We start from the raw sequence: 22,287 nt of genomic DNA on the forward strand, positions 1-22,287 counted from the left end.
GGAGCGCCTGCGACCACAAAACCGGCTGGCCAACATAAAAGCTAAAGGCGAAAAAAAGCTGCGCCAAAGCGCAGCTTTTCAAAAGACTCAACGATCACGGACTTATACCAAATCCAAAGCCGTGAATAGGAATACCGGAATACGCCCAGCACAACGTCATCATCGTTGCAGGCTAGTCGCTTTCTACAGCCAGAATTTTTCCGCTAAATAAATCCATCTCTATTTCAACACGTTTTCCCTCAGGGTTTCGTGCTTCGACCTCAATTTCATGGTCATCCCGCTCGATTTTGATCGAGCGAAAATCATGGTATCCCTGATTTTGTAGCAGTCTCATCGCTTTGGGTACCGTCAGCTCTGGTGCGACTGAAGGCTCAATCGGATCCGCCATGGCCGGTACCGCTACTATGCATGCAGAAATCAGGACGGGCATTACAACGTTCTTCATAGTCATGTTCCACCTGCATCCGTACTTCATGTCGCTTCATCATATCAAAATGAAAGCCAAATGTTGCTAAGCACGCGCTTTCTTTGATTCGTATCACATCCATGTCCACTAAAAGGTTAATCCTTGACCCTTTATCCCTTTCATTCCCCCTCACCTTTTCTTCAGCAGCTCCCTGCTGCAGAGGTATATTGATACAAAGCAGACAGTAATAGCATGGCTCGCATTGGTAAGGACCAGTGATTTATTTCTTAGAACATGCATAAATAAACATGAACTCACTAAAATCGCTGTCAATAAAGCCAATTACTAAGACAAGCTTCTCTATTCCGGGCGAATTCCACTAAGCTCATGACAACCACAACAACATTGCCAAAGCGTTCACTTTGGCGGGGAGGCAACATGACATCCGGCTTTCGTACAGAAACTGACAGCATGGGTGATGTTCAGGTTCCGGAAAATGCCTTGTATAAAGCGCAAACTCAGCGTGCCATCAATAACTTCCCTGTCAGCGGCATTCCCATGCCCGCCCGTTTTATTCAGGCATTGGCTTTTATCAAGCAGGCAGCCGCGCGTAGTAACCTGGAGTTGGCCCAATTACCCCACGACACCGCGCACGCCATCATTGACAGTTGTCAGGAAATCATTGACGGACAATACGCAGATCAGTTCCCTATCGATGTCTTCCAAACCGGCTCGGGAACCAGCTCCAACATGAACATGAATGAAGTCGTCGCCACTCTGGCCGCTGAAAAACTCAACGCGCCGGTTAGCGCCAATGACGATGTCAACATGGGACAAAGCAGTAATGATGTGATTCCTACGGCCATTCAAGTCAGTGCGGCACTCGCTTGCCACCACCACCTGTTCCCGGCGTTTGAACACATCATTGCAACACTGGATAAAAAAATCTCGGACGTGGGCCATGTGGTCAAAACCGGACGAACCCATTTAATGGATGCTATGCCGGTAACGTTGGGGCAAGAACTGGAAGGCTGGAAAACGCAGCTGGAAAAAGCGCAATACGGCATTTGCCAATCATTGGAATCGGTAAAGGCTCTTGCTCAGGGAGGCACCGCAGTGGGTACAGGAATCAATACCGCCCCGGAATTTGCCGCGGTTTTTGCCAACAATATTTCAGTTTCAACCGAAGTTGATTTCACGGTCAGTGACAACTTCTTTTATAACCTGAGCAGCCAGGATGCCATCGTCAGTCTTTCTGGCCAGCTGAAAACAACGGCTACAGCTTTAATGAAAATTTCCAATGACTTACGCTGGATGAATTCTGGCCCTCTGGCCGGATTAGGAGAAATTGAACTGGAATCGTTACAACCTGGTTCATCCATTATGCCAGGTAAGGTCAACCCTGTTGTTCCCGAAGCATCAGCCATGGTTGCAGCACAAGTGATTGGTAACGACATGACGATCACCATTGCTGGCCAGTCCGGTAACTTTCAGCTGAACGTGATGCTGCCGGTTATTGTGATGAACCTGCTGCAAAGCATTGAGTTACTGACCAGCGCACTGCATTTGCTGGCAGACAAAGCCATTGCCAGCTTTCGGGTTCGGGACGATAACCTGCAACGTGCCCTGGCGAAAAATCCGATTCTGGTGACGGCTCTGAATCCGTTAATCGGCTACCTGAAAGCGGCAGAGATTGCGAAAAAAGCCTACAAGGAACAACGGGATATTCTGGATGTGGCGGTTGAAGAGACCGAGTATTCACGGGAAGAACTTGAGCAGTGGCTGAATCCAACATTACTGACGCAAGGCGGGGTGAAAGACGGTAAGCATTAGCCATACAGATGCCAATTTGACACCTAAAAGAAACCTCGGCATGTCGTCAGTTTCAGTGGCTTCGGTGACAGTATTAACATCAACACCATCAAATAACTTCATTAACAGGCAGCGCGTAAGCTGCCTGTCTCATACGTCTATTATCTGCTTCTATTGGCACCTGCTCGTCACCATATGTACCAAACAGCGCGGCGATCCTCAGCACAACGCGGGTATCCGGGTACTCGGGCTGCCTGGGTGACAGGAATCCATAAAAGCATCTGTCAGCAAGGATAGAACGGAGATTTTGGTACCGTTAACGACGAAACCGATCCCGTAACAGCCCCTCCTGAAACTGATCCCGACGGCAAAAGTTTGCAGTCAGTTTGCGGACGATACGCCGGTATCGAGCACGGACGGCCGGTAAAATACCCTTGTAATAAATCGGCTCCCAATGCTTTCGCTAACTCACACGACGGTTGGTCTTCAATCCCTTCAATCAGTACTTGAGCCGATATCGCAGCCGCCACACTCAGGGCTTCGATCATCGGTTGCGTGTCTCCTGCCACGTAGCTATCAAGCAAAGGCTTACTGATTTTCAGCACATCCGGACGCATCGCTGTGGTTCGTGACATTGAGGAAGCGCCCATTCCATAATCATCCACCGCGACTTTCACACCATGACGGCGCAGTGAATGCAATGTGCGAGTAAGGCAGTGTTCGTCATCACACGGATGTTCCAGAACCTCAAGGTAAATACACGACGGGTTAAGATTCATCGCAGACAATGTTGTCAGAAGAAGGGATTCGGTATCCTGCCTGGCTGCACTGTCGAGCAGCGCGATAGGCGTGACATTAATGAACAAATTGGTTGGCAGGCCAAGGCGGGCAAAGTTTCGGAGATGCACATTCCGTGACAGACGGTCAACGTTAATGAGATCAACGGTGTGCTCCAGATAGCTTTCAATCACGCTGCCGGTATCCAGACAAAAACCAGAAGCATGCTCAACGCGCAACAGTGCTTCGAAGGCAAAAATTTCACCATCAGGCGTTACGATTGGCTGAAACGCACTTTTTAACACAAAATCCTTGTAAGTGGCGAAAAAAGCACCGTCTTCGGAGCGCCGGATATAGGGGTCCAGTTCCTGACCGGCTCTTAGTATGTTATTCACTAAACATTCATTCCATGAACATAGTTAATCTAACCATAAACGCTACACCACACATAGGAAGTCTCACTCATCAACAGTATAGGACAGGTCACAATTTTTTGTGCCAAGGCCAACATTCCAACTGAATAGAAGCAGGATTTTCCATTATTTTATCTATTTATCAATAAAAAAGCAGAGTGTTTCGCTAATGTCTCACAAATGAGACACCTGTATTGTCCTCTGAGACATTAAAAATCTTTTGGTCATTTGGTGCCAATTTCTCATCTAAGCGGTAGAATGTGCACCTTTTAGTGCCTCACTCGCGGCTTTACGTCTCAGAATTCAGAAATCCTATGCATTCTCCGGAAAAACTGTTTACCCGATTTAAAACTTCCATTGCAGATTACCCCCTGCCTGAACGTTTTACCTTTCCGTTTTATTATCAGCCTCACCCTCTATGTGTGCTGGCTGCGGAAGAACTTCAGGCACATCTGGCCAACCAGACAAACTGGCAGCATAACTTTGGGCTGACGGGCGATACTGACACAGCCATCGGCAAAATGTTTGGGGTACTGCTGGTTGAAAATCAGGACGGAGAAATCGGCTATCTATCCGCCTTTTCCGGGAAAATGGCAGATCAGAATCTGTTGCCGGGTTTTGTCCCGCCGGTGTTCGACATGCTGGCCGAAGACAGTTTTTTCCTGACGGGTCAGAAGGAAATCAACCAACTGACGACGGAAATAAAAGCGCTGGAAGCAGACCCGGCGTTAGCGGAATGCAAAGCTCTACTTACTTCGGAAACGCAAGCTGCGGAGCAAGCTTTGCAGGCACATCGCAGCAACATGGTAGAAGGCAGAAAAGTCCGTAAAGCCAAACGCGCCGCCTCGGCGGAGATGACACCTGACGAACGCAATGCACTGAAAAAACAGTTGAGCCAGGAAAGTGTGATTGAAAAACTGCAACTGCGGGATCTCAAACTGTACTGGGAATCTCGACTGGCTGAGCTTCAGGCTGCATTGGATGCACATCTTGCTGTCATTTCCCCTCTGAAAGAGAAACGCAAGGCGATGTCTTCAGCCTTACAGCAGCAGCTGTTCGAGCAATACCGTTTTTCCAACATTAAAGGTGAAAGCAAAGGGCTGGGCACTCTTTTTGCACCCACGACGCAGGGCATACCGCCTGCGGGTGCCGGTGAATGTGCAGCACCAAAACTGCTGCAATATGCGTTTCTGAACAGGATGAAACCGCTGGCACTGGCAGAGTTCTGGTGGGGACAGTCACCGAAATCCGAAATTCGCCGCCACCAGCATTACTACCCGGCGTGCCAGGGTAAATGCCAGCCGATTCTGACTCACATGCTTGACGGCATGGAGGTGGATGACAATCCCCTGCTAAACAATCCGGCAGAAGGTAAATCCATAGACATTATCTATCAGGACGAGCATATGGCGGTGGTAAATAAGCCTGCCGAATTTCTGTCGGTACCGGGGAAAACCATTGATGACTCGGTCTTCACCAGAATGCAGCTGGCCTTTCCACACGCAACCGGTCCGCTTATCGTGCATCGGCTGGATATGTCGACCTCAGGGCTGATGGTGATTGCGCTGACCAAGCGTGCTAACAAGAGCCTACAGAAACAATTCATTCAGCGTACCGTTCAAAAGCGCTACACCGCGTTGATTGATGGGGTACTGACCGCCGACGAAGGTATGATAAACCTGCCAATGCGAGGTGATTTGCACGATCGCCCGCGCCAACTGGTCTGCTTCGAACACGGAAAACCGGCTGAAACAAAATGGGAAGTTATTGCTCGTACTGACCGCCATACTAAAGTTCATCTTTATCCAAAAACCGGCCGTACTCACCAGTTACGAGTACATTGTGCCCACAACCTGGGCTTGAATATGCCGATTATCGGCGATGATCTGTATGGCGTGAAAGCAAACCGCTTACACCTGCATGCGGAAACGCTGGAACTGGATCACCCAATCACCCACGATCGTATGCGATTTCAGGTAGAAGCGGATTTTTAAAAGGCTAGATTAATCACCCTTTCTTTTCTATCCGCCCCCTCTACGCTCAGACGCTTTCCCATGCCATCTCTGGCCAGCGGGAAGGCGTCTGACAGCTAACGTCAAATAGCTGATGGTTAACAATCGATGGTTAACAGCCGATAGTTAACAGCCGACACCTAGCACCTAGCACCTAGAATCAGTCATCCGAGTTGGCTCGCTGGCGATTCATTCGCTTACATTGACTTTAGCGCCTGATTTCAGACAAGCACTTCGGAATTAGCAATGTTTTCAGGGTGTCCATTCGCAAAGGCAATGACATTCTCAAACGCCTTACGGAAATACAGCTCGTAGCTATTTTGTTCAACGTATCCCAAATGAGGTGTACACAACACATTTGGCAACGCCAGCAGTTGTTCATTCGAAGGCAGGGCCGGTTCCTGCTCAAAAACATCAACCGCGGCACGACGTGAAGGATGGGCAGACAGCACGTTATGCAAGGCTCCGGGCTGAATCAGTTCGGCCCGAGATGTGTTCACCAGTAACGAGTCCGGTTTCATGGCCAACAAATCCTCTTCTGTAACAATCCCACACGTTGCCGCATTGAGTCGTAAGTGCAATGACACAATATCAGAGGAAGCAAAGAACACCTTTTTCGAGTCTGCCGCTTTAAAACCGTCCTGTATCGCTCGGATACGCGATGACTCACTGCCCCATATCTGCACGTCCATCCCGAATACCTGTGCATAACGAGCAATGCGCTGGCCAATCTTTCCATAACCCCAAATCCCCATCACTTGGCCATGGAGGGTGCGACCTAATCCTAGCGTGCCAGATTGCTGCCATTGCCCAAGCTGCTGGTTGGCACTGTATTGCGGAATATAGCGCGACGCAGCCATCATCAGTCCCCAACATAATTCCGCAGGAGCCACCGGCGATCCAATCCCTTCTGCTACTGCCACACCGTGACGGGTACAAGCTTCCAGATCAAGATGATGACTGATCTTGCCCGTCTGGCTGATCAATTTCAGGTTTGGCAAGCGTGACAACAAAGCCTCATTGATTAGGGTACGTTCTCTGATTAACACCAGAGCATCAACATCAACCAGTAACGGAGCCAGTGACGCAGGATCAGCAATAGTACTGTTAAGCACTTTCACCTGATGTCCTTCAAGCATCGCAAAACAGGACAATCCTTTCACTGCATTCTGGTAATCATCAAGCACTGCAACTTTCATCTATCCCTATCCTTGCATCATCCTATTGTGATGAGCTGAAGGTAGCGTTGAAGCCGGATAAAATCCACCTAACCCGTTAAAAACTAAAACATATCGCCCAATAAACATCGCTTACTCCATGTTCGGCCTGTCAATTCAACGGATTGTCAGCACAAACAAAAACGCCCCGGGAAAACCGGGGCGTCATAGTAAGCAAACCGTCAATTACGCTTGAGTCGTCTCAGCAGGCGCAGACTGTGATTCTTCAGGATTTTTGATCAACTTGTATGACATGATGCCAATCACCATCGCTTTGATGATCATCATTTGCGGATTACCGTAATATCCCACCATACCGACAAACCCGGAAATCAACATCAGCACCCGGTATTTACGCAGGGTCGTCATGTAAATCGCAGCCAGAATGACCGCCAGATCTGCGAACTGGAAGGCAACCGCCAACGATGGCTCCGCGATGAACGCCGTGACCGCAAAGTACAAGATGTAACCAATGCCGGCAGCCATGGCGGCTCCCAATGCAGCCAACCAAGACTTTGGCACATTCATAAAGTCTTTAGCGTAACGGTAGGCATTAATACTGGCGACAGACAAATTCAGGATCACCTTGGCATGCCAGCCCATCAGAACCGACCAGATGATGTCATTCGCTGCTGAAGCAAACGCGGCAAACCGCGTGGCTTTCATGCTGTTGAAAATAGTCAATGAGATATAGAAGGCAACACTGGTCCAGCCCAGCACTTCAGCAAGTACTTCCATTAAATTCACCCAGGAAAGAATTTTGTGCCAGATGGTAATGAGGATACGGTAAAAGCACAACCTAAAACCGTATTCCTATATATAAAAACCACCAAAAAGGAAGGGTAAAGCAGATAATTATCATTTATCGCTATAGTTAAGTGCCTTCGTCGGCCGTGACTTGTCCTGGAGTGACTCAGAATAATGAGGCTCACAGCTTTGAGTATAGAAAGGGCGAGCAAGACTCGTGCTTTTCTACGTCTTGCTGCAAAAAGAGATCGCGGAGAGCAAAGCGTGAGAACAAAGCACGAGAGCTAAACCAGTGTGCGATGACAAACCAACCATCCCTTTTAACCATCGTGTTAAAGATTGGATGGAATGCCGAATTTCGTTTTACTCACACGCTTTTTACGATAGGCAATTAGCGGTTATATTTGGCTTTGTTTAAGACTTCTTTTAACTCGTGCGTCTTTTCCAAATTCACGTCATAGATATTGGCAAGCGCACAAACATAATAAAGAACATCATACAGTTCTTCAGCAATCGTTCCTTTTAATGCGGCCAAATCTGGCTGCCCACCCTTTCCGGCACGAATAGACTCAGCCAGTTCGCCCACTTCCTCGATTAACTTCAGAAAATAATGCTCAGAGTGCTCTGGGGCGTAATCGAATTCCTTAATGTGACTTTGTAGCTCAGATAGCTTCATAACATCCTTTTGTCTTTCAGCAGATTAAATAACCCGTACCTGGACACTATATCTGCCAAATCAGAATATATTCAATCAATTAACACTAAAAAGTGCAGCTGTTATGAAGATAGAACAGAGGTGGCCAGACTTTCGCTCTCTCTGTTTTAGCTTCCCCCTGAAGCGATAGATAAAAAGTAACTGGCACAACGCTCTGCACACATAAACTACAGGCGCAAAATATCCCAGTACCCCGCTACGCTGACATTAAATTTCGTATGCTCCTGCAAATACACCCGCAGGCTTTCAAGCGCTTCATGGTCACCATGAATCAACTTAATTTGCGTTTTCTTCGCCATAGAGGATTCCTGCAGCCATTTGGTAAGCTCCAGGTAATCAGCATGGCCGGACAAACTGGATATCGCAGTGACCGAGGCTCGAAGCGGAATCCACTCGCCGTGAATTTTTACTGATTCCACCCCTTCAAGCATTTTCGCGCCGCGGGTCCCCCCCACCTGATACCCAGTGAACAGGACCGTACATTTCGGACTCGACAGCCAGCGCTTGAAGTGGTGTAAAATGCGCCCCCCTGTCGCCATGCCACTGCCGGCAATAATAATATGAGGAAACGCCTGCCCTTCGATTGCTTTCGACTCATCCACTGTGCGGGTATAAATAATGGAATGGCTCATACGGTGACATTCATTATGACTCAGCTTGTGTTGATCGCTGAAGCGGCAAAATATATCTGACACTTCGATGGCCATCGGGCTGTCGAGATAGATCGGCATTCTGGGAATTTCCCCGTTATCCATCAGTTTTGCCAGCAAATGCTGAAAGGCCTGCGCCCTTCCCACGGCAAAAACGGGCACCAGTAACACTCCCCCGTTTTTAGCGACACGGTTTACCACCGCAGCAAGTTGCTCGGCAGGGTCCTGATTGTCGTGCAGGCGATTACCATAGGTGGACTCCATCAATAACAAATCCAGCTCCGGTAACGGCCGGGGGGGTCGCATCAACACATCGTTGTAACGCCCAACATCGCCGGAAAAGCCGACGCGCTTTCCCTCTGCTTCCAGAATAATACTTGCCGCGCCAAGGATATGCCCGGCCGGTTGCAGATGAAATCGGATATCGCCGACTTCCACCTGCTCATCGAAATCCACTGGCTGAAAGAGTGTCATACACTCTTCGGCAGTTTGACGGTCGTAAAGCGGTTCAGGGTGTTCGTGTTTACCGAGCTTGTGCTTGCTTAAATAACGGGCGTCTTCTTCCTGAATATGGCCGCTGTCAACCAGCAAGATTTGGCACAGTGCTTGTGTCGCATGATGAGTAAACACCGGACCACGAAAACCACGTTTATAGAGCACCGGAATATAGCCTGAATGATCCAGGTGCGCGTGCGTGAGGATGACGGCATCCAGCGAATTGATATCCATCGGCAGCGTTTGCCAGTTTCTTTCCCGTAACCATTTGTACCCCTGAAAAAGTCCACAATCGACCAGTACGCTCGTATTTTTGGTTTCGACAAGAAACTTGGATCCGGTAACGGTTTCAGTACCACCAAGAAACGTAATTCTCATCAGGTCTTCCCCATTTTTCGTCACACTTGATTTGTCTGACAGTCAGCACCACCAGCATTTTTCATCCGCGATGATATACTCCGCGTTTCACCCACCTGCAGATTTAACCTCTTATACATTCAGACTTTCAGGCTTTCAGGCTTTCAGGCTTTAGGCCAATTCAGGTTCACCATTTCATAATACAAGCCTAACAACTGTCTGTTGTTTGTTCAGGGCTGCGAACTCAGGATCTGTTTCCAAAGTGATACCATCGATTTTCCCATCAAATAAAAATAGATTTGCAGATGACTGTACGCCTCACGACGACAGACGGAGAATGCCACTTCAGCGGCTTCATCGTGAGGATAACCATACACACCACAAGAAATCGCGGGAAAGGCGATGGTCTGGCACTGATGCTCCAGAGCCAGTTGAAGGCTGTGCTCGTAGGCGGCTCCCAGTAGCGCTGCAGGATTGGAGACACGATCATAGACCGGGCCAACGGTGTGAATCACGTACTTGGCAGATAAATTGCCGGCACTGGTAATGCGCGCCTCCCCGGTCGGGCATCGGACACCCCCATAGGCGGGTACTTGCAAGCAGGCTTGCCGCAATGCAGAGCCTGCAGCCTGATGAATCGCGCCATCAACTCCGCCTCCTCCCAACATAACTGGATTCGCGGCATTGACGATGGCATCCACCTTCGCTTTGGTGATGTCTCCCTCAATGATCATGATTTGGCTCATCCACTCACCTTTCTCTGCCCTGCTTTCATTGTTATCCTGAATGTTTTGACATTAGCAGAAGCGACTCGCTGACAATGTCGGCAAGTTGGGAATCAGCTGGCATTTCCATCTACAAACACTTACTCAACCAATTAAATCAACTGGTTAACTTATCAGATCATCGGCCATCCCTCACTTTCATTCCGACGCTGCATATTTTGGCGTTAAAACCCAGTAAATACCGATATCTTGCATACAAAAGCGATTAAGTTCCTCTTAATACATATTTGATTGCCATATGGTATTTGTGGCGTATAATCCGGCCACTGATTTTTTGTATGATATAAACCCGAATGAAAGCTAAAGGTTTCACATTAATAGAACTGGTCACTGTTGTTGTGATTCTCGGTATTGTTGCCGTAGTTGCCGCACCTAAATTTTTGGACGCACAAGACGATGCCAGAAACGCGGTACTTGCAAGCATGGCAGGAACCATCAAATCGACCGCTGAAACGACTTACGGAAAAATGGCTATCGAAGGGCTGGAAAATCACCCTTATGTCACAACCCATGACAATGCCGGGCATGAGAACGCATTGGTTACAGACCTACCTTTCAGCCTCTGCAAAATGACATCCAACACCTACTGTGTGTTCCGGTTTGGTTACCCTGATTCCGACCCAGTGTCCTTATCGAACCTGGTGAAAGGGATTCGCGATTACCGTTCAGACGATTATGATTTCGTCGCGATCTACGGCGACAGCCAAGATATAGAATCCGCCTACATTACCTTCCGTCATAATGTAGAAACAGATTCAAGTAACCAGGAAGTACTGAAAGAAAAGCGCTGTTACATCAAATACACCCGAGCAATGAAGGTGGGTGACCGCCCAACAACAGAAGTCATTCCTTGCGTGTAATACCGTTGAAAACTTTCTGATCCCCCCCTCTTTTCTATCACAACAGCCATCGATTGATGGCTGTTTGTTTTTACCTATCAAATCAATAAACACGACCAATTTTTCCTGCCCGCAGTTCGTGCGTATTCTTCTCGCATTACAAGAATATGAGGTCAGTATGCAGTTTGAAAACAGCCGAGCGCTTATTGTCGAAGGTGGCGCAATGCGGGGAATTTTTGCCAGCGGCGTCCTGGATGCCTTTATGTCAGAAGGGCATCGACCCTATGATTTTGCGATTGGTGTTTCAGCCGGGGCATCTAATCTGTTGGGCTATGTCGCCGATGCGCCTCAGCGCAGTTATCAGGTTATTACTGAACTGGCTACCAGCCGACGGTTCTACAATCCGCGTCGTTTTCTGAAAGGCGGCGATCTGGTGGACGTGGAATGGCTGTGGACAGAGTCTAATCGCCGCTTTCCACTCGACAAGCAGCAACTGTTTAGCGCAATTCCATTCTGGGCAACCATGACAGATGTGAATACCGGTAAGGCCAACTACTACCGTATTACCGAGCACAACATGCATCAAGCCATGGTGGCGACAGCAGCGCTACCGATTGCTTTTAAAACGACACCCTGTTTTTCAGGGGGGTGTTTTACCGATGGGGGTGTCGCTGATTCTATTCCGGTTAAAGAAGCCTACCGACGCGGAGCACGAGATATCACCGTGGTGTTATCTCATCCGCTCAGTTATCACATGCCGCCGAACCGCCACCCGTGGGTCATGAAAACGCTGCTATCCCGGTATCCGGGTGTAGCGGAGGCTATGGCACACCGTGCTGAACGCTACAATGCATCACTGGAGTTTATTCGGACCCCGCCGCAAGACGCGACAGTCAGAGTCATTGCCCCACCGGAAAACTTCGCCGTCAAACGCCTCACTATGAAACGTGAGCGACTCGATGAAGGCTACCAGATGGGAATAAAAGCCGGGCAGGATCACATCACGAACTTACGGGGAAAATACGGGCTGACCCGTGAAAACTGTCACTTTTGCTTTTAACAGCAGCAAAACAGTGCGACAAAAAAGCCACCTTTGCTTACTGAGGCATAAGGTGGCTTTCATACTGACAAGAGATGGCTCAGTCATTTATCTGACCAAGCCCGTGAAACGTTTATTGCGGGCTCTTGAGTGCCAGTCCTTCCAGCGGCAGCCAGTCAATCGCAACACCCGCTTGCTGGAACATTTCTTCGCTGACTTTGATTTTCTCACCCCAGCGAGACAGGAAATCGTCCGTCTGCTCAGGACAATGCACCGTTGAAATCCCCGTCTGGATAATTTTGGCGGCGCAGTTCGGGCAAGGGAAATGCGTCACCCAGATATCACAACCGGCCAAATCACGTTTCGCAAACAGAATTGCGTTCTCTTCGGCGTGCAGGGTTTTCAGGTACTTCATTTCGCGCTCATCGGTGTCGGCACTGTCTGAAATACCGTGCGGATAACCGTTGAAGCCAACAGAAACAATGCGATTTCCCTGGGTGATCACTGCACCAACCTGCGTCGAGGGATCTTTACTCCATGAACCAACCAGCTCGGCCATCTGAAAAAAGCGCACAGCCCACTTAGAAATCATGCTCGTTACCTTAATCATTCACTATGAGGGTATAAACTGGCTTTATTTTGCAAGACTTGCCCTTTCTTCTCAAGCATATCCTGATGATAAAGGTAAGTATTTACTTGCGTGATGTTCACAGAGTTGTCCTTCAAAGTAACGAACCCAGCCGTGATCAACTAAGCTTTCGCTGTATCTCACTCGAAGAAGGGATGTCAAACATGAAAAAAGCACTGATAGTCCTTACTAGCCATGCTCACATGGGCGATACCGGTACACAGACCGGCTTCTGGCTTTCTGAACTGACCCACCCTTACTATGCCATGGCCGATCAGGGGATTCGGGTCGATGTGGTCTCGATTGACGGCGGCGAAACACCGGTTGATCCCAAAAGCTGGGATGAAGAGGATCACGCCAATGCACGTTTTCTCGCCACGCCTGAACTGGTCGAACACCTGAAGAACAGCGACTCTCTTGCCAGTGTGGATATCGGCGAATATCAGGCGATTGTGTTCGCCGGTGGCCACGGCACCATGTGGGACTTTCCTGACAGCAGCACCGTCCAGCAAGCGGCGGTAAATATGGCTCAGCAAGGCGGCGTAGTCGCAGCCATCTGTCACGGGCCCGCCGCATTGGTGAATGTGACCCTCCCTGACGGAACGTACCTGATTGCCAACAAACGCGTGACCGGATTTACTAACGAGGAAGAAAAAGAGGTGGAACTGACCGATGTGGTGCCTTTCCTCCTTGAAGATCAGCTGAAAGCAGCCAGCGCCGTGTTTGTCAAAACCAGCCCCTGGACCAAGAACGTGGTCGTGGATGGCAAACTGGTCACCGGCCAGAACCCACAGTCCGCTTTCGGAGTAGGTGAAGCAGTCGCCGAAATACTGTTAGAATAGACATCAAAACCATTTGGATAACCACAGGAAATACAATGGAATATCTACACACTATGGTGCGCGTCAGCGACCTTGACGCTTCTCTGGACTTTTACTGCAACAAGCTGGGATTGGTTGAAGTTAACCGAAAAGAGAGTGAGAAAGGCCGCTTTACGCTGGTGTTTTTGGCTGCACCGGGTGACGCAGACTACGCAAAAGCACATCATGCGCCGCTACTTGAGCTGACCTATAACTGGGATCCTGAAGCGTACACCGGTGGCCGTAACTTTGGCCACCTGGCTTTCCGTGTCGATAATATTTACGACCTGTGCGCCCATCTTCAGGACAACGGTGTGACAATCAACCGTCCTCCGCGTGATGGCTACATGGCATTTGTCCGCTCTCCGGATGGCATTTCCATTGAGCTACTGCAAAAAGGCGAAGCACTGGCACCGGCTGAACCATGGGCATCCATGGAAAACACCGGCGAGTGGTGATCTGAGCGTTAATCAGGTTTTCCTGAGTCAGCTACAGTGACTTAAAGGCGTGTTTACAGGCCTCGAGCGTCTGGCCTTGAAACTCTGGCCTGGAAGTTCGGTTTAGCAAGACGATTTAGTCACCAAGACGCTCTTGCGCGTCAGAAACTTCAGGTCAAACTCCAAACTGAGTACGCCTTACCCGGTACGGTACATGCCCGATGCGCCTGTCATTAGGCTGCTATCAGACTGGATCTATCAAGCACCCGCCATCAGGCAGCTTTTAATACGTATTTTATTGAAGCTGCCTGTCATCTCTCTGCCTGCTGTTTCATCTCTCTGTTTTCTTTGAACCGTTTTGCATAAACTGTTTTGCTTGAACCATTTTGTTTAAACTGCTGTTTTCTTGCTATCCACTTTTCGACTCGTTATGTTCCGTGGCTTTCGAGCTCCCCTCTCTCTACTGATTCAAATGTCAGTATCTTTTACACTTTCTGTCATCAACGTGTTCAGCATTAAGAAAAATTCTCATAAATCAGTCGGCTAGTCAGGATTGAAAATATGGTGGCGTTCTTGCATAGCCCCGTTCAGGAGCATCAAGGAGGCACTTATGAGTTTACGCAGTATCCTTGGCATTGTTGTTGGGGCGCTCAGTCTGACCGGGTGTCAGCTGACTCAGTCCCAGACAGTCAGTCATACGTTCAATGATCCCGTCACAATCCATGACTATCAGCTACCTGTCTATCCAGAAGGGCAAAAACTGCTGACCAATTACCGGCAGCGCAGAAACGAAGAGCTATGGTTCTGGTCTGAGCTGGACAATACAACTTTTCAGCGCGGTGAAAACCTGATCGTACAGGTGGTGTCGAAAAAACCACTGGAACAGCCTCCCTCGCTTTTCGCCTTTGCCATGCCGTCAAACCCCGGTGAGCGTAAGTACAACGCAGTCGGCCCCTACCAGCGTTGGGTCAACGTCATGCCCAACGGTGACCGCTGCGTTTATGCCCAACAGCACACCCGCAAGATGGAGCAGTGGTTATCCATCTTTATCCATTATTGCGCCCCTGAAAACCGTCACAGTCTCACCTGGCTGGATGAGCTGAAACCCAGTTTCTATCTGGAGGACTTTCCGTCATGAAAACCCCGAATGCACTGTCCGGAATGAAGTGGTTCGCTGCCATTCTGCTGTTTGTCGCGATTACCGGCCTGGCAACCGTGAACGTCTCAACGGAAACTCACCTCTGGCTGTCAGCCTCTACGTTTGTCATTGTGATGCTGGGGATGAACCGCAGCGACAGAAACATGCTGAACCTGATCATGTTGATCACAGGCGCGCTGATTTCGCTGCGCTATATCTGGTGGCGCTACGACCAAACTCTGCCATGGGAAAGCAGCATTGATATGCCTTTTGCGCTGGCGCTATTCATCACCGAAATTTACGGCATCACCATCTACCTGCTAGGTATGTTCGTGAACGTACGCCAGCGTGAGCGGGACATCGTACCAATTGACGAAAGCAAGCCTCTTCCCGTCATTGATGTATTCATTCCAACCTACAACGAATCGCCTCGCGTGGTACGGCCAACAATCTCGGCAGCGATGCAGCTTCGCTATCCGGGGACGGTTAATGTCTGGGTGTTGGACGATGGCGGCACGGCGCAAAAGCTGAACGACCCGAATCTTCAGCGTGCCAATGCGGCTCGTCAGCGGACCAATGACCTAAAACAACTGTGCCTGGAATTGGGAGCCAACTACCTGACCAGACCGGCTAACCTGAACGCCAAAGCCGGGAATATCAATCACGCGCTCAAACACAGCTCCGGAGAGCTGATTCTGATTCTGGACGCTGACCATGTGCCCACCCGTGATTTTCTGGTCAATACTGTCGGCATGTTTCAGCAGCAACCCCGTTTAGGATTTCTCCAGACACCGCATTTTTTTGTCACCCCAAACCCCATTGAGCGCAATCTGGGCATAGAGAACAAGGTGCCGGCAGAAAACGAAATGTTCTATAACCGCATTCTGAAAGGTATGGACTTCTGGAATGCCAGTTTTTTCTGTGGTTCAGCCGCCATCATTCGCCGCAAGGCACTGGTTGAAGCTGGGGGGATCTCAAGCAAAACCATCACTGAAGATGCCGATACCGCGATTAATATTCACGCCAACGGATGGGACAGCGCCTATATCAACAAGGCCATGATCGCAGGCCTCTCGCCTGACACATTCGGGGCGTATGTGACCCAGCGTACCCGCTGGGCACAAGGCATGCTGCAAATTTTCATGCGCAACAATCCCCTGCTGAAGCGTGGGCTGAGCCTGCCGCAGAAGCTCTGCTACCTGAACTCAACCCTATTCTGGTTTTTCCCGCTATTCAGGGTCATTTACCTACTGGCCCCCTTGTGCTACCTGCTGTTTGACCTGCAAATTTTCGTGGGTAACGCGAACGACTTTATCGCTTACGCCATCCCTCATCTGATCATCAGCATGGCTATCAACCAGCACTTATTCGGCAACTCGCGTAACGCCTTTTTCTCCGAGCTGTACGAGACCATACTGGCGCTTTTCCTGCTGTTACCAGTGCTGTCGGTACTGGTGAACCCGAGAAAACCAAGCTTTACCGTAACTCCGAAAGGCGAAACCACTGACCATACCCACTTTTCGTCATTAACTCCTGTGGTACTGGCACTGATCGCGATCATCGGTACCGCAGAAGCCTGGGGGATTTATCGGATCTACCAGTACCCGGTCGAGCAAGGGCAACTCACAGTCGTACTGGTCTTCAACACCTTCAACCTGCTGATGTGCCTGGTCTGCCTTGGTGCCATGGTGGAAAAACGTCAGCGTCGTTTTGAACCCCGGACTCGCTGTGAAACCCGGGCATCGGTCAGCATCAACGGAGAATCATCCGATGCACTGATTGAAGACGCATCGATCAGCGGTGCCCGGCTGACCATTCCTTCGCTGAGTCAGCCGCTGCAACCGAACGATGTAATCCAGCTAGTTTGTCTGGCTGAGCAGCCGAGGTCTTTACCTCAGCCGAAATCTTCACCCCAGCCTAAGTCTTCACCTCAACCTGATACCGAGAGCTATCCGATAAGTGACAACATTCACGGCAACACCGCCGGTAAAAGCTCAGACAAAATGCACCTGAAACCGCATCGCCTGACACTACGGGTGCATCGAGTTCAAGCCCTGGCAACCGGACAAACCGTCAATTGCGAGTTGATGGATGCCGATGCCAAAGCCGCGCAGATTTTTACCAGCATGACCTTCGGCCACAGCCAACGCTGGGAGAAACGCCGCGAGTTTGAAGCTCAACAGCGCAAAAGTCTGCCCCATGCATTTGCCAGTTTCTGCAAGCTGGCCTTCCTCGGGCTCACCCAGGCCATCACTTCAGCGGGCAATCGTCAGGACTCTTCCGGCTCAGCAGTTCACCACGACAACCCAACACAGGATGTACGCCAATGAAACGCATATTGCTTTTTCTTGTCTGTTTCCTGATCACTGCCGCCAGTCAGGCTGAAACCATTCGGGTGCCGTTTCAATATCTGTTACCGGATGGCCGGGATCCGATGCTGCGCGGGCAATGGGATAAGATCAGTTTCCCGATCACGGTGCTGGATCACCAGCAAGCAAACGCCATTCAGCTATCGCTGACCCTCAGTCATTCGGGCAATATTGATCTGGCTAATTTATGGCTCAATCTTGGTGAGAAGCCACTTGCCAATATTCAGTTGCACCCCAGCGGCGAGCCACAGCAAATTAAGGTGACACTGCCACCCGAACTGCTGAGTCGGTATGGCAACATGATGACTATTTCGGTGCGCCACCAGCTACCTGCGTCACTGACAATGACCGAGCAGCGAATTGATGCATCAGAAGCTGTAACCGAAATTCTGGCATCGCAGTCATTCTATGAACTGGATTACCGCGACACGAATAGCTCACCGACACTGGCCACGTTGGCCGGGCTGATAAAAAGCGGCCAGCTGCATGGTCAGACACTGACGATCGTCAATCTGCTGGAGGATAACCCGCAGGCCGCGCTTACTGTCGCTTCTCACTTGGTTCAGGGTTGGACACTACGCAGCGGTAGCGACCAGTACCAGTATGCCTACGACAACCTGATCGGCTCAGACTCTGGCCTGTCGAACAACAGTTCAGCACTGTCAGACAGCGATAAAGTCCAGTTGGTCTTCGGGTTACCAGAAAACCTGCGACATCAGCATGCCATCCCGGATACCATGACTGACAGTATCCACGGGCCATTTCTGGCGGTTTTCCGCCAGCCTGAAACCCGCCAATGGCGGCTGATAATCTCTGGCCGCAATGCAGCGGAGCTGTTACAGGCATCACGGTATTTCGCGACCCCTGACTACATCCTGCCCCCTCAGGCATTCACTCAGATCAGTGAACAGCCGCTGGTCCGCCCAATGCAAATGGCAAGTCAGGATCATTTCCGCATCGGCATGTTTACTCAGCAAAAACAGTTTGGGGACGAACCTTTAATGCTGCCCCTGATGATGCCGGCCAACATGCTGGTCAATCAGGACGAAAACGCGCAGATCAATCTGGTGCTGCGCCATCCGAAAGTTGATCCCGGTGAAGCCGCCATGATCATCCGAGTCAATGGTGAATATGCTAACAGCATGCCTATCCGAGCCAGTTTCTGGCGCCACACTCAGCACTATCGCCTGACGTTCCCAATGCGCCAGCTGCGTCCGGGACTCAACACTGTCAGCGTCGAGCTGTACGGCCCCGAACAACGGGTCACATACAATCAGGGCTCAAGCTATACGCCGTTTATCGCGCAGATTGACAGCCATTCCACCCTGAAATTGGGTGCCTGGGTAAATTATCTGGCGGAATATGAACATCAGCTGCCGCCGGAACAACTGCTGTTCCTCAGTGCCAACAACGGTCGTGATGCACAATTCACTCTCCACTATGAACAAGACAGCACCCTGTCAGCGGTGTGGCAACTGCTGAGTCACCTGACCCATCAGGCACGGCAACCAATGACAGACTTGCTGCTGACCACCACGTTGCAACAAGTCCGGCCAGTGAACCTGACGTTTGATGTGGGCAGGGAAAACCGGGGCACTGAATCATCCGTTACAGATCAAACCGGTGTGTTCAGTCGTCTGCGCCAGTTCCTACTTCACACCATGAATGCAGATAGCACAGGGGAAGCCGACAGCGTTGATGCAGGCAGCGTTGATGCAGACAATCGGGTTCAGCCTGCGGCCTTCTACCAGTTTTCACAGTCGCAGCCAGCACTGAGTATGCAGGGACAAGCGGATTCCATGGCTCGTCTTACCACCGACATCAACGGCTGGCGCAACATTTTCTTCAGCGCAATGAATGAAGCCGCACTGAATGAAGAAATGGCGCTATATCTCAGCCAGGAACATCCGGCTTCATCTGGCAGTATTGAACTGGCCGTTCACCGCTATCAGGACGATCTGCAACTGGCGCGGGCCGGTTTCATTGCTTATCCGTACATGCTGCCACTGCTGTTGCTGCTGCTTATCCTGCCACTGGCATTGCTGATGCACCGTAGCCTGGAGAAGACGCGATGAAATGGTTTCCGCTTGTGCTGGCCACGTTACCAATGCTGACGCACTCATCGGTTGAAGCGAAGGTGCACGGTTGTAACATTCAGGGCGATCAAAAGCTCTGGACGTATTATAAGCAACGTTACATCACGCCTCAGGGACGAGTCGTGGACAACGGCAATGACAGTATCAGCCACAGCGAAAGCCAGGGATACGGCATGTTAATGGCCGCCTTCTTCCACGATCACGACACCTTTAAACAGCTCTGGCAGTGGACTCGTTCTACCTTGCAGCGTGATGAGGATGCCCTGTTTGCCTGGAAGTGGCAGCCTCAACCACCCCATATCCCCGATCCGAACAATGCCAGTGATGGCGACATTTTTATCGCATGGGCATTGCTGAAAGCCGATGAAGCCTGGCCGGACTATCAATATCGGGAACAGGCCAAAGCCATCATTGATGCTCTGGCGAAAAGCCATATTGTGACACTGGATAATGAACTGGCTTTACTGCCGGCAAGCTACGGGTTTGCTCACCCGACCTCAACAGTGGTCAATCCGTCATACTGGATTTTCCCGGCATTTAATGCGTTCAGACAATTCAGCCCGCGCTGGTCCGCACTCAGCGAAGGTGGGTTGGCATTACTGGATAAAAATCAGTTCGGGAAGTATCACCTGCCGGCAGACTGGCTCGAATTTCAGAATGACAGCTGGCAACCGGCACAGCAGTTCCCTTCCCGGTTCAGCTATTCCAGCTATCGAATCCCCCTTTATCTCATTTGGGGCGGCTACGACAGCGCGATTAACGACCATTACCGCAGCTGGTTGCAACAAAATAACCGCGCCTGGGTAGATGTTAACTCCGCTCAGATGGCCGACTACAAAGCCCCTAACGGGGCCAATGCCATTGCAACACTGGTGCAAATCAGCCAGGAGAAATACAAGCATCGCAACGCACTCCCCCATCCGGACGCGAATGACGATTATTACTCTGCCAGCCTGATCATTTTTTCTCATATCGCTTTTCACGAGAGGTATTGCCAATGAAACCTTTGACTCTCGCGTTGCTCGCGGCCACTCCGGTAATGGCCGCCGAGCAAGCTCAGGTCCAACTGCTGGAACGCCAGGTGTCGGTGGAAGTCGCCCCGCAGCGTACTCAATCCCAGTTTGATGAAACACCTATCTGGAAAATTCTGGAAAAAGAAGGTTGGCAGGCCGCACAGCAGGCAGCGGCAAACAATAAAACATCTGAAAAGCTGAACACTGAAATCAGCTATCAGGAGGCGCTTAACCAACTGACTCAGGCCGTCAAAACTCATCAGAATGAGCAAGCCCGCCAACTGCTGGCTGCCCATCCTGACTGGGCCAGCTGCCAGCGAATCCAATGGGCGTGGCTGGATCTGCAGCAGGAGGTCGCAACCGGATATGGCCCGAAAGCCAAACAGAAGTTCACCCAAATTCTGACGGCCTGCCCGGATCACGGCCTGAGTACCACACAAAAATTGCTCGGCTGGACCCGCAATACCAATGGCAGTGATATTCTGGCCCGCTACCGCCAAAGTGCTGGCTATCAACCCGAGGCGTACAACAAACTGGCCTATCAGTTGCATTTAACGCAACTCGGGCAGGCCAGACTCAGCACCGCAGATGCCGACGCGGCCGGAAAACAGATCACACAGCTCCGTGATGCAAAAGGCGCAGAAATGCTGGGCTGGCAGTATTACCGTCAGAAACAATACAGTCAGGCGCTGATGTGGTTTGACCAATCCATACAATGGACCCGGTCGGGTTCAGCGGGGACGGGACAACCCAACAAAAAGCAGATTGAAGGGAAAATTCTGACCCTGCAACAGCTGGGTCGCAGCGAAGACGCGTCCCGGTTGCAGCAACAATGGGCCAGCCGGTATCCGGCGTTGAAAAAGCTCAATGCCGGCGAGGGCTCACCACAACTCACCAAAGTGTGCAAAAGTGAACCTCAGGCTTGTCTGGAACTGCTGTATCAGCAACCGTCAATGACCGCCAGTCAGTACGCACTGGCCGGTTGGCAGTGGTACAAGCTCGATCGCCCGTTGACAGCCAAACGTGCTTTTGAACAAGCCCTTGAAGCGATGCCGGGCAGCGACAAACAGTTTCAAGATACACAATACGGCTACACGCTTGCCCTCAACAAAGCTGGCTTTGAGCAACATGCTGAGTTCCTTGCGAACAAACTGGCAGATCCGCAGCGCAAGATGCTGTATGCCAAGCAGCGTGAATCCAAGGCCATTCTTAACGCGTACGAGCAGCAGAATTATCAGTTCGTAATAGAACACAGTGAAGCCTTTGAGGACAGTTTTGGCAAAGAAGTAGGACTGACTGAGATTAAAGGCTGGGCATATTACAACCAGAAGCAAAACACCAAAGCTGTAGAGACCTTCCGCAAACTGGTTGAGGCCTACCCTTACGATGAACGATTCCAGGATGCGTTAAAAACTGCTGAATGTGCGCAGAAGAAGAGTTACAAACTGTGTTATTGATGCTGCCACGAACACGCTGAAACCG

General features: G+C 50.4%; 19 protein-coding genes. 11 read left to right on the forward strand and 8 right to left on the reverse strand.

The genetic code is table 11. The features are described from left to right. Positions 1-172 precede the first annotated feature (172 nt). A complete protein-coding gene (locus FH974_RS22475) occupies positions 173-445 on the reverse strand; it encodes a PepSY domain-containing protein (RefSeq protein WP_047886372.1) in 273 nt (90 codons plus the stop codon). Between the two features lie 399 nt (positions 446-844). On the opposite strand from FH974_RS22475, the gene FH974_RS22480 reads away from it, so the two are divergent. Continuing rightward, positions 845-2,239 (forward strand): class II fumarate hydratase, encoded by a 1,395-nt coding sequence (locus FH974_RS22480; protein ID WP_047886040.1) that lies wholly within the window; start codon positions 845-847, stop codon positions 2,237-2,239. 263 nt (positions 2,240-2,502) lie between these two features. Here the strand turns inward: FH974_RS22480 and FH974_RS22485 are convergent, their stop codons facing one another. Then, positions 2,503-3,390: an EAL domain-containing protein gene (locus FH974_RS22485; RefSeq protein ID WP_047886041.1), complete on the reverse strand. Its 888-nt coding sequence runs from the start codon at positions 3,388-3,390 to the stop codon at positions 2,503-2,505. Positions 3,391-3,722: 332 nt separating this feature from the next. Here FH974_RS22485 and FH974_RS22490 point away from each other — a divergent pair, with 332 nt between their 5' ends. Continuing rightward, a complete protein-coding gene (locus FH974_RS22490) occupies positions 3,723-5,402 on the forward strand; it encodes an RluA family pseudouridine synthase (protein ID WP_047886042.1) in 1,680 nt (559 codons plus the stop codon). A gap of 239 nt (positions 5,403-5,641) precedes the next feature. On the opposite strand, the gene FH974_RS22495 is transcribed toward FH974_RS22490, so the two are convergent. The 5 genes from FH974_RS22495 to FH974_RS22515 all read right to left on the reverse strand — a co-directional run bounded on the left by FH974_RS22495 (position 5,642) and on the right by FH974_RS22515 (position 10,347). Then, positions 5,642-6,619 (reverse strand): D-2-hydroxyacid dehydrogenase family protein, encoded by a 978-nt coding sequence (locus tag FH974_RS22495; RefSeq protein ID WP_047886043.1) that lies wholly within the window; start codon positions 6,617-6,619, stop codon positions 5,642-5,644. Positions 6,620-6,823: 204 nt separating this feature from the next. Continuing rightward, complete coding sequence (locus tag FH974_RS22500) at positions 6,824-7,375, reverse strand: hypothetical protein (RefSeq protein ID WP_047886373.1); 552 nt, start codon at positions 7,373-7,375, stop codon at positions 6,824-6,826. Between the two features lie 400 nt (positions 7,376-7,775). After that, positions 7,776-8,060, reverse strand: a complete 285-nt coding sequence (locus FH974_RS22505) for a MazG nucleotide pyrophosphohydrolase domain-containing protein (RefSeq protein ID WP_047886044.1) — start codon at positions 8,058-8,060, stop codon at positions 7,776-7,778. A gap of 206 nt (positions 8,061-8,266) precedes the next feature. Then, entirely contained in the window at positions 8,267-9,622 is a 1,356-nt protein-coding gene (locus tag FH974_RS22510) for an MBL fold metallo-hydrolase (RefSeq protein WP_047886045.1), read from the reverse strand. 209 nt (positions 9,623-9,831) lie between these two features. After that, the gene (locus FH974_RS22515) at positions 9,832-10,347 is read right to left on the reverse strand and encodes a macro domain-containing protein (RefSeq protein ID WP_047886046.1); all 516 of its coding nucleotides are present in this window, start codon (positions 10,345-10,347) and stop codon (positions 9,832-9,834) included. Positions 10,348-10,679: 332 nt separating this feature from the next. Between FH974_RS22515 and FH974_RS22520 the strand changes: the two genes are divergently transcribed. Next, positions 10,680-11,246 carry a type II secretion system protein gene (locus tag FH974_RS22520; protein WP_053061884.1) on the forward strand — a complete coding sequence of 189 codons (567 nt, stop codon included), beginning with the start codon at positions 10,680-10,682 and terminating at the stop codon, positions 11,244-11,246. A 157-nt stretch (positions 11,247-11,403) separates the two neighbouring features. Beyond that, positions 11,404-12,285, forward strand: coding sequence for a patatin-like phospholipase family protein (locus tag FH974_RS22525; protein ID WP_047886047.1), 882 nt, complete (start codon positions 11,404-11,406; stop codon positions 12,283-12,285). 112 nt (positions 12,286-12,397) lie between these two features. On the opposite strand, the gene FH974_RS22530 is transcribed toward FH974_RS22525, so the two are convergent. Then, positions 12,398-12,856 (reverse strand): dCMP deaminase family protein, encoded by a 459-nt coding sequence (locus tag FH974_RS22530; RefSeq protein WP_047886048.1) that lies wholly within the window; start codon positions 12,854-12,856, stop codon positions 12,398-12,400. 200 nt (positions 12,857-13,056) lie between these two features. Here FH974_RS22530 and FH974_RS22535 point away from each other — a divergent pair, with 200 nt between their 5' ends. The 7 genes from FH974_RS22535 to FH974_RS22565 all read left to right on the forward strand — a co-directional run bounded on the left by FH974_RS22535 (position 13,057) and on the right by FH974_RS22565 (position 22,262). Next, positions 13,057-13,734: a type 1 glutamine amidotransferase domain-containing protein gene (locus tag FH974_RS22535; RefSeq protein WP_047886049.1), complete on the forward strand. Its 678-nt coding sequence runs from the start codon at positions 13,057-13,059 to the stop codon at positions 13,732-13,734. Between the two features lie 35 nt (positions 13,735-13,769). Next, a complete protein-coding gene (locus tag FH974_RS22540; protein ID WP_047886050.1) occupies positions 13,770-14,210 on the forward strand; it encodes a VOC family protein in 441 nt (146 codons plus the stop codon). Positions 14,211-14,799: 589 nt separating this feature from the next. Beyond that, on the forward strand, positions 14,800-15,327 hold the full coding sequence (locus FH974_RS22545) for a hypothetical protein (protein ID WP_207103782.1): 528 nt from the start codon (positions 14,800-14,802) through the stop codon (positions 15,325-15,327). After that, complete coding sequence (bcsA, locus tag FH974_RS22550; RefSeq protein WP_047886051.1) at positions 15,324-17,657, forward strand: UDP-forming cellulose synthase catalytic subunit; 2,334 nt, start codon at positions 15,324-15,326, stop codon at positions 17,655-17,657. The genes FH974_RS22545 and bcsA overlap by 4 nt, the downstream gene beginning before the upstream one ends. Next, positions 17,654-19,771 carry a cellulose biosynthesis cyclic di-GMP-binding regulatory protein BcsB gene (locus FH974_RS22555; RefSeq protein WP_047886052.1) on the forward strand — a complete coding sequence of 706 codons (2,118 nt, stop codon included), beginning with the start codon at positions 17,654-17,656 and terminating at the stop codon, positions 19,769-19,771. Before bcsA ends, FH974_RS22555 begins: the two co-directional genes overlap by 4 nt. Beyond that, positions 19,768-20,793 carry a family 8 glycosyl hydrolase gene (locus FH974_RS22560; RefSeq protein WP_047886053.1) on the forward strand — a complete coding sequence of 342 codons (1,026 nt, stop codon included), beginning with the start codon at positions 19,768-19,770 and terminating at the stop codon, positions 20,791-20,793. Before FH974_RS22555 ends, FH974_RS22560 begins: the two co-directional genes overlap by 4 nt. Next, a complete protein-coding gene (locus FH974_RS22565; protein ID WP_047886054.1) occupies positions 20,790-22,262 on the forward strand; it encodes a tetratricopeptide repeat protein in 1,473 nt (490 codons plus the stop codon). Before FH974_RS22560 ends, FH974_RS22565 begins: the two co-directional genes overlap by 4 nt. Positions 22,263-22,287 lie beyond the last annotated feature (25 nt).

The organism is Photobacterium ganghwense (assembly GCF_017329545.1).
In the GTDB taxonomy this organism is placed as follows: Bacteria; Pseudomonadota; Gammaproteobacteria; order Enterobacterales; family Vibrionaceae; genus Photobacterium; species Photobacterium ganghwense.

Bases quoted from the DNA above. Each gene is read 5' to 3' on its own strand.
- FH974_RS22520 (WP_053061884.1), top strand. From the start codon at position 10,680: ATGAAAGCTAAAGGTTTCACATTAATAGAACTGGTCACTGTTGTTGTG.
- FH974_RS22515 (WP_047886046.1), bottom strand. From the start codon at position 10,347: ATGAGCCAAATCATGATCATTGAGGGAGACATCACCAAAGCGAAGGTG.
- FH974_RS22530 (WP_047886048.1), bottom strand. From the start codon at position 12,856: ATGATTTCTAAGTGGGCTGTGCGCTTTTTTCAGATGGCCGAGCTGGTT.
- FH974_RS22535 (WP_047886049.1), top strand. From the start codon at position 13,057: ATGAAAAAAGCACTGATAGTCCTTACTAGCCATGCTCACATGGGCGAT.
- FH974_RS22565 (WP_047886054.1), top strand. From the start codon at position 20,790: ATGAAACCTTTGACTCTCGCGTTGCTCGCGGCCACTCCGGTAATGGCC.
- FH974_RS22495 (WP_047886043.1), bottom strand. From the start codon at position 6,619: ATGAAAGTTGCAGTGCTTGATGATTACCAGAATGCAGTGAAAGGATTG.
- FH974_RS22490 (WP_047886042.1), top strand. From the start codon at position 3,723: ATGCATTCTCCGGAAAAACTGTTTACCCGATTTAAAACTTCCATTGCA.
- FH974_RS22555 (WP_047886052.1), top strand. From the start codon at position 17,654: ATGAAACGCATATTGCTTTTTCTTGTCTGTTTCCTGATCACTGCCGCC.
- FH974_RS22545 (WP_207103782.1), top strand. From the start codon at position 14,800: ATGAGTTTACGCAGTATCCTTGGCATTGTTGTTGGGGCGCTCAGTCTG.
- FH974_RS22540 (WP_047886050.1), top strand. From the start codon at position 13,770: ATGGAATATCTACACACTATGGTGCGCGTCAGCGACCTTGACGCTTCT.
- FH974_RS22560 (WP_047886053.1), top strand. From the start codon at position 19,768: ATGAAATGGTTTCCGCTTGTGCTGGCCACGTTACCAATGCTGACGCAC.
- bcsA (WP_047886051.1), top strand. From the start codon at position 15,324: ATGAAAACCCCGAATGCACTGTCCGGAATGAAGTGGTTCGCTGCCATT.
- FH974_RS22500 (WP_047886373.1), bottom strand. From the start codon at position 7,375: ATGGAAGTACTTGCTGAAGTGCTGGGCTGGACCAGTGTTGCCTTCTAT.
- FH974_RS22505 (WP_047886044.1), bottom strand. From the start codon at position 8,060: ATGAAGCTATCTGAGCTACAAAGTCACATTAAGGAATTCGATTACGCC.
- FH974_RS22510 (WP_047886045.1), bottom strand. From the start codon at position 9,622: ATGAGAATTACGTTTCTTGGTGGTACTGAAACCGTTACCGGATCCAAG.
- FH974_RS22525 (WP_047886047.1), top strand. From the start codon at position 11,404: ATGCAGTTTGAAAACAGCCGAGCGCTTATTGTCGAAGGTGGCGCAATG.
- FH974_RS22480 (WP_047886040.1), top strand. From the start codon at position 845: ATGACATCCGGCTTTCGTACAGAAACTGACAGCATGGGTGATGTTCAG.
- FH974_RS22475 (WP_047886372.1), bottom strand. From the start codon at position 445: ATGAAGAACGTTGTAATGCCCGTCCTGATTTCTGCATGCATAGTAGCG.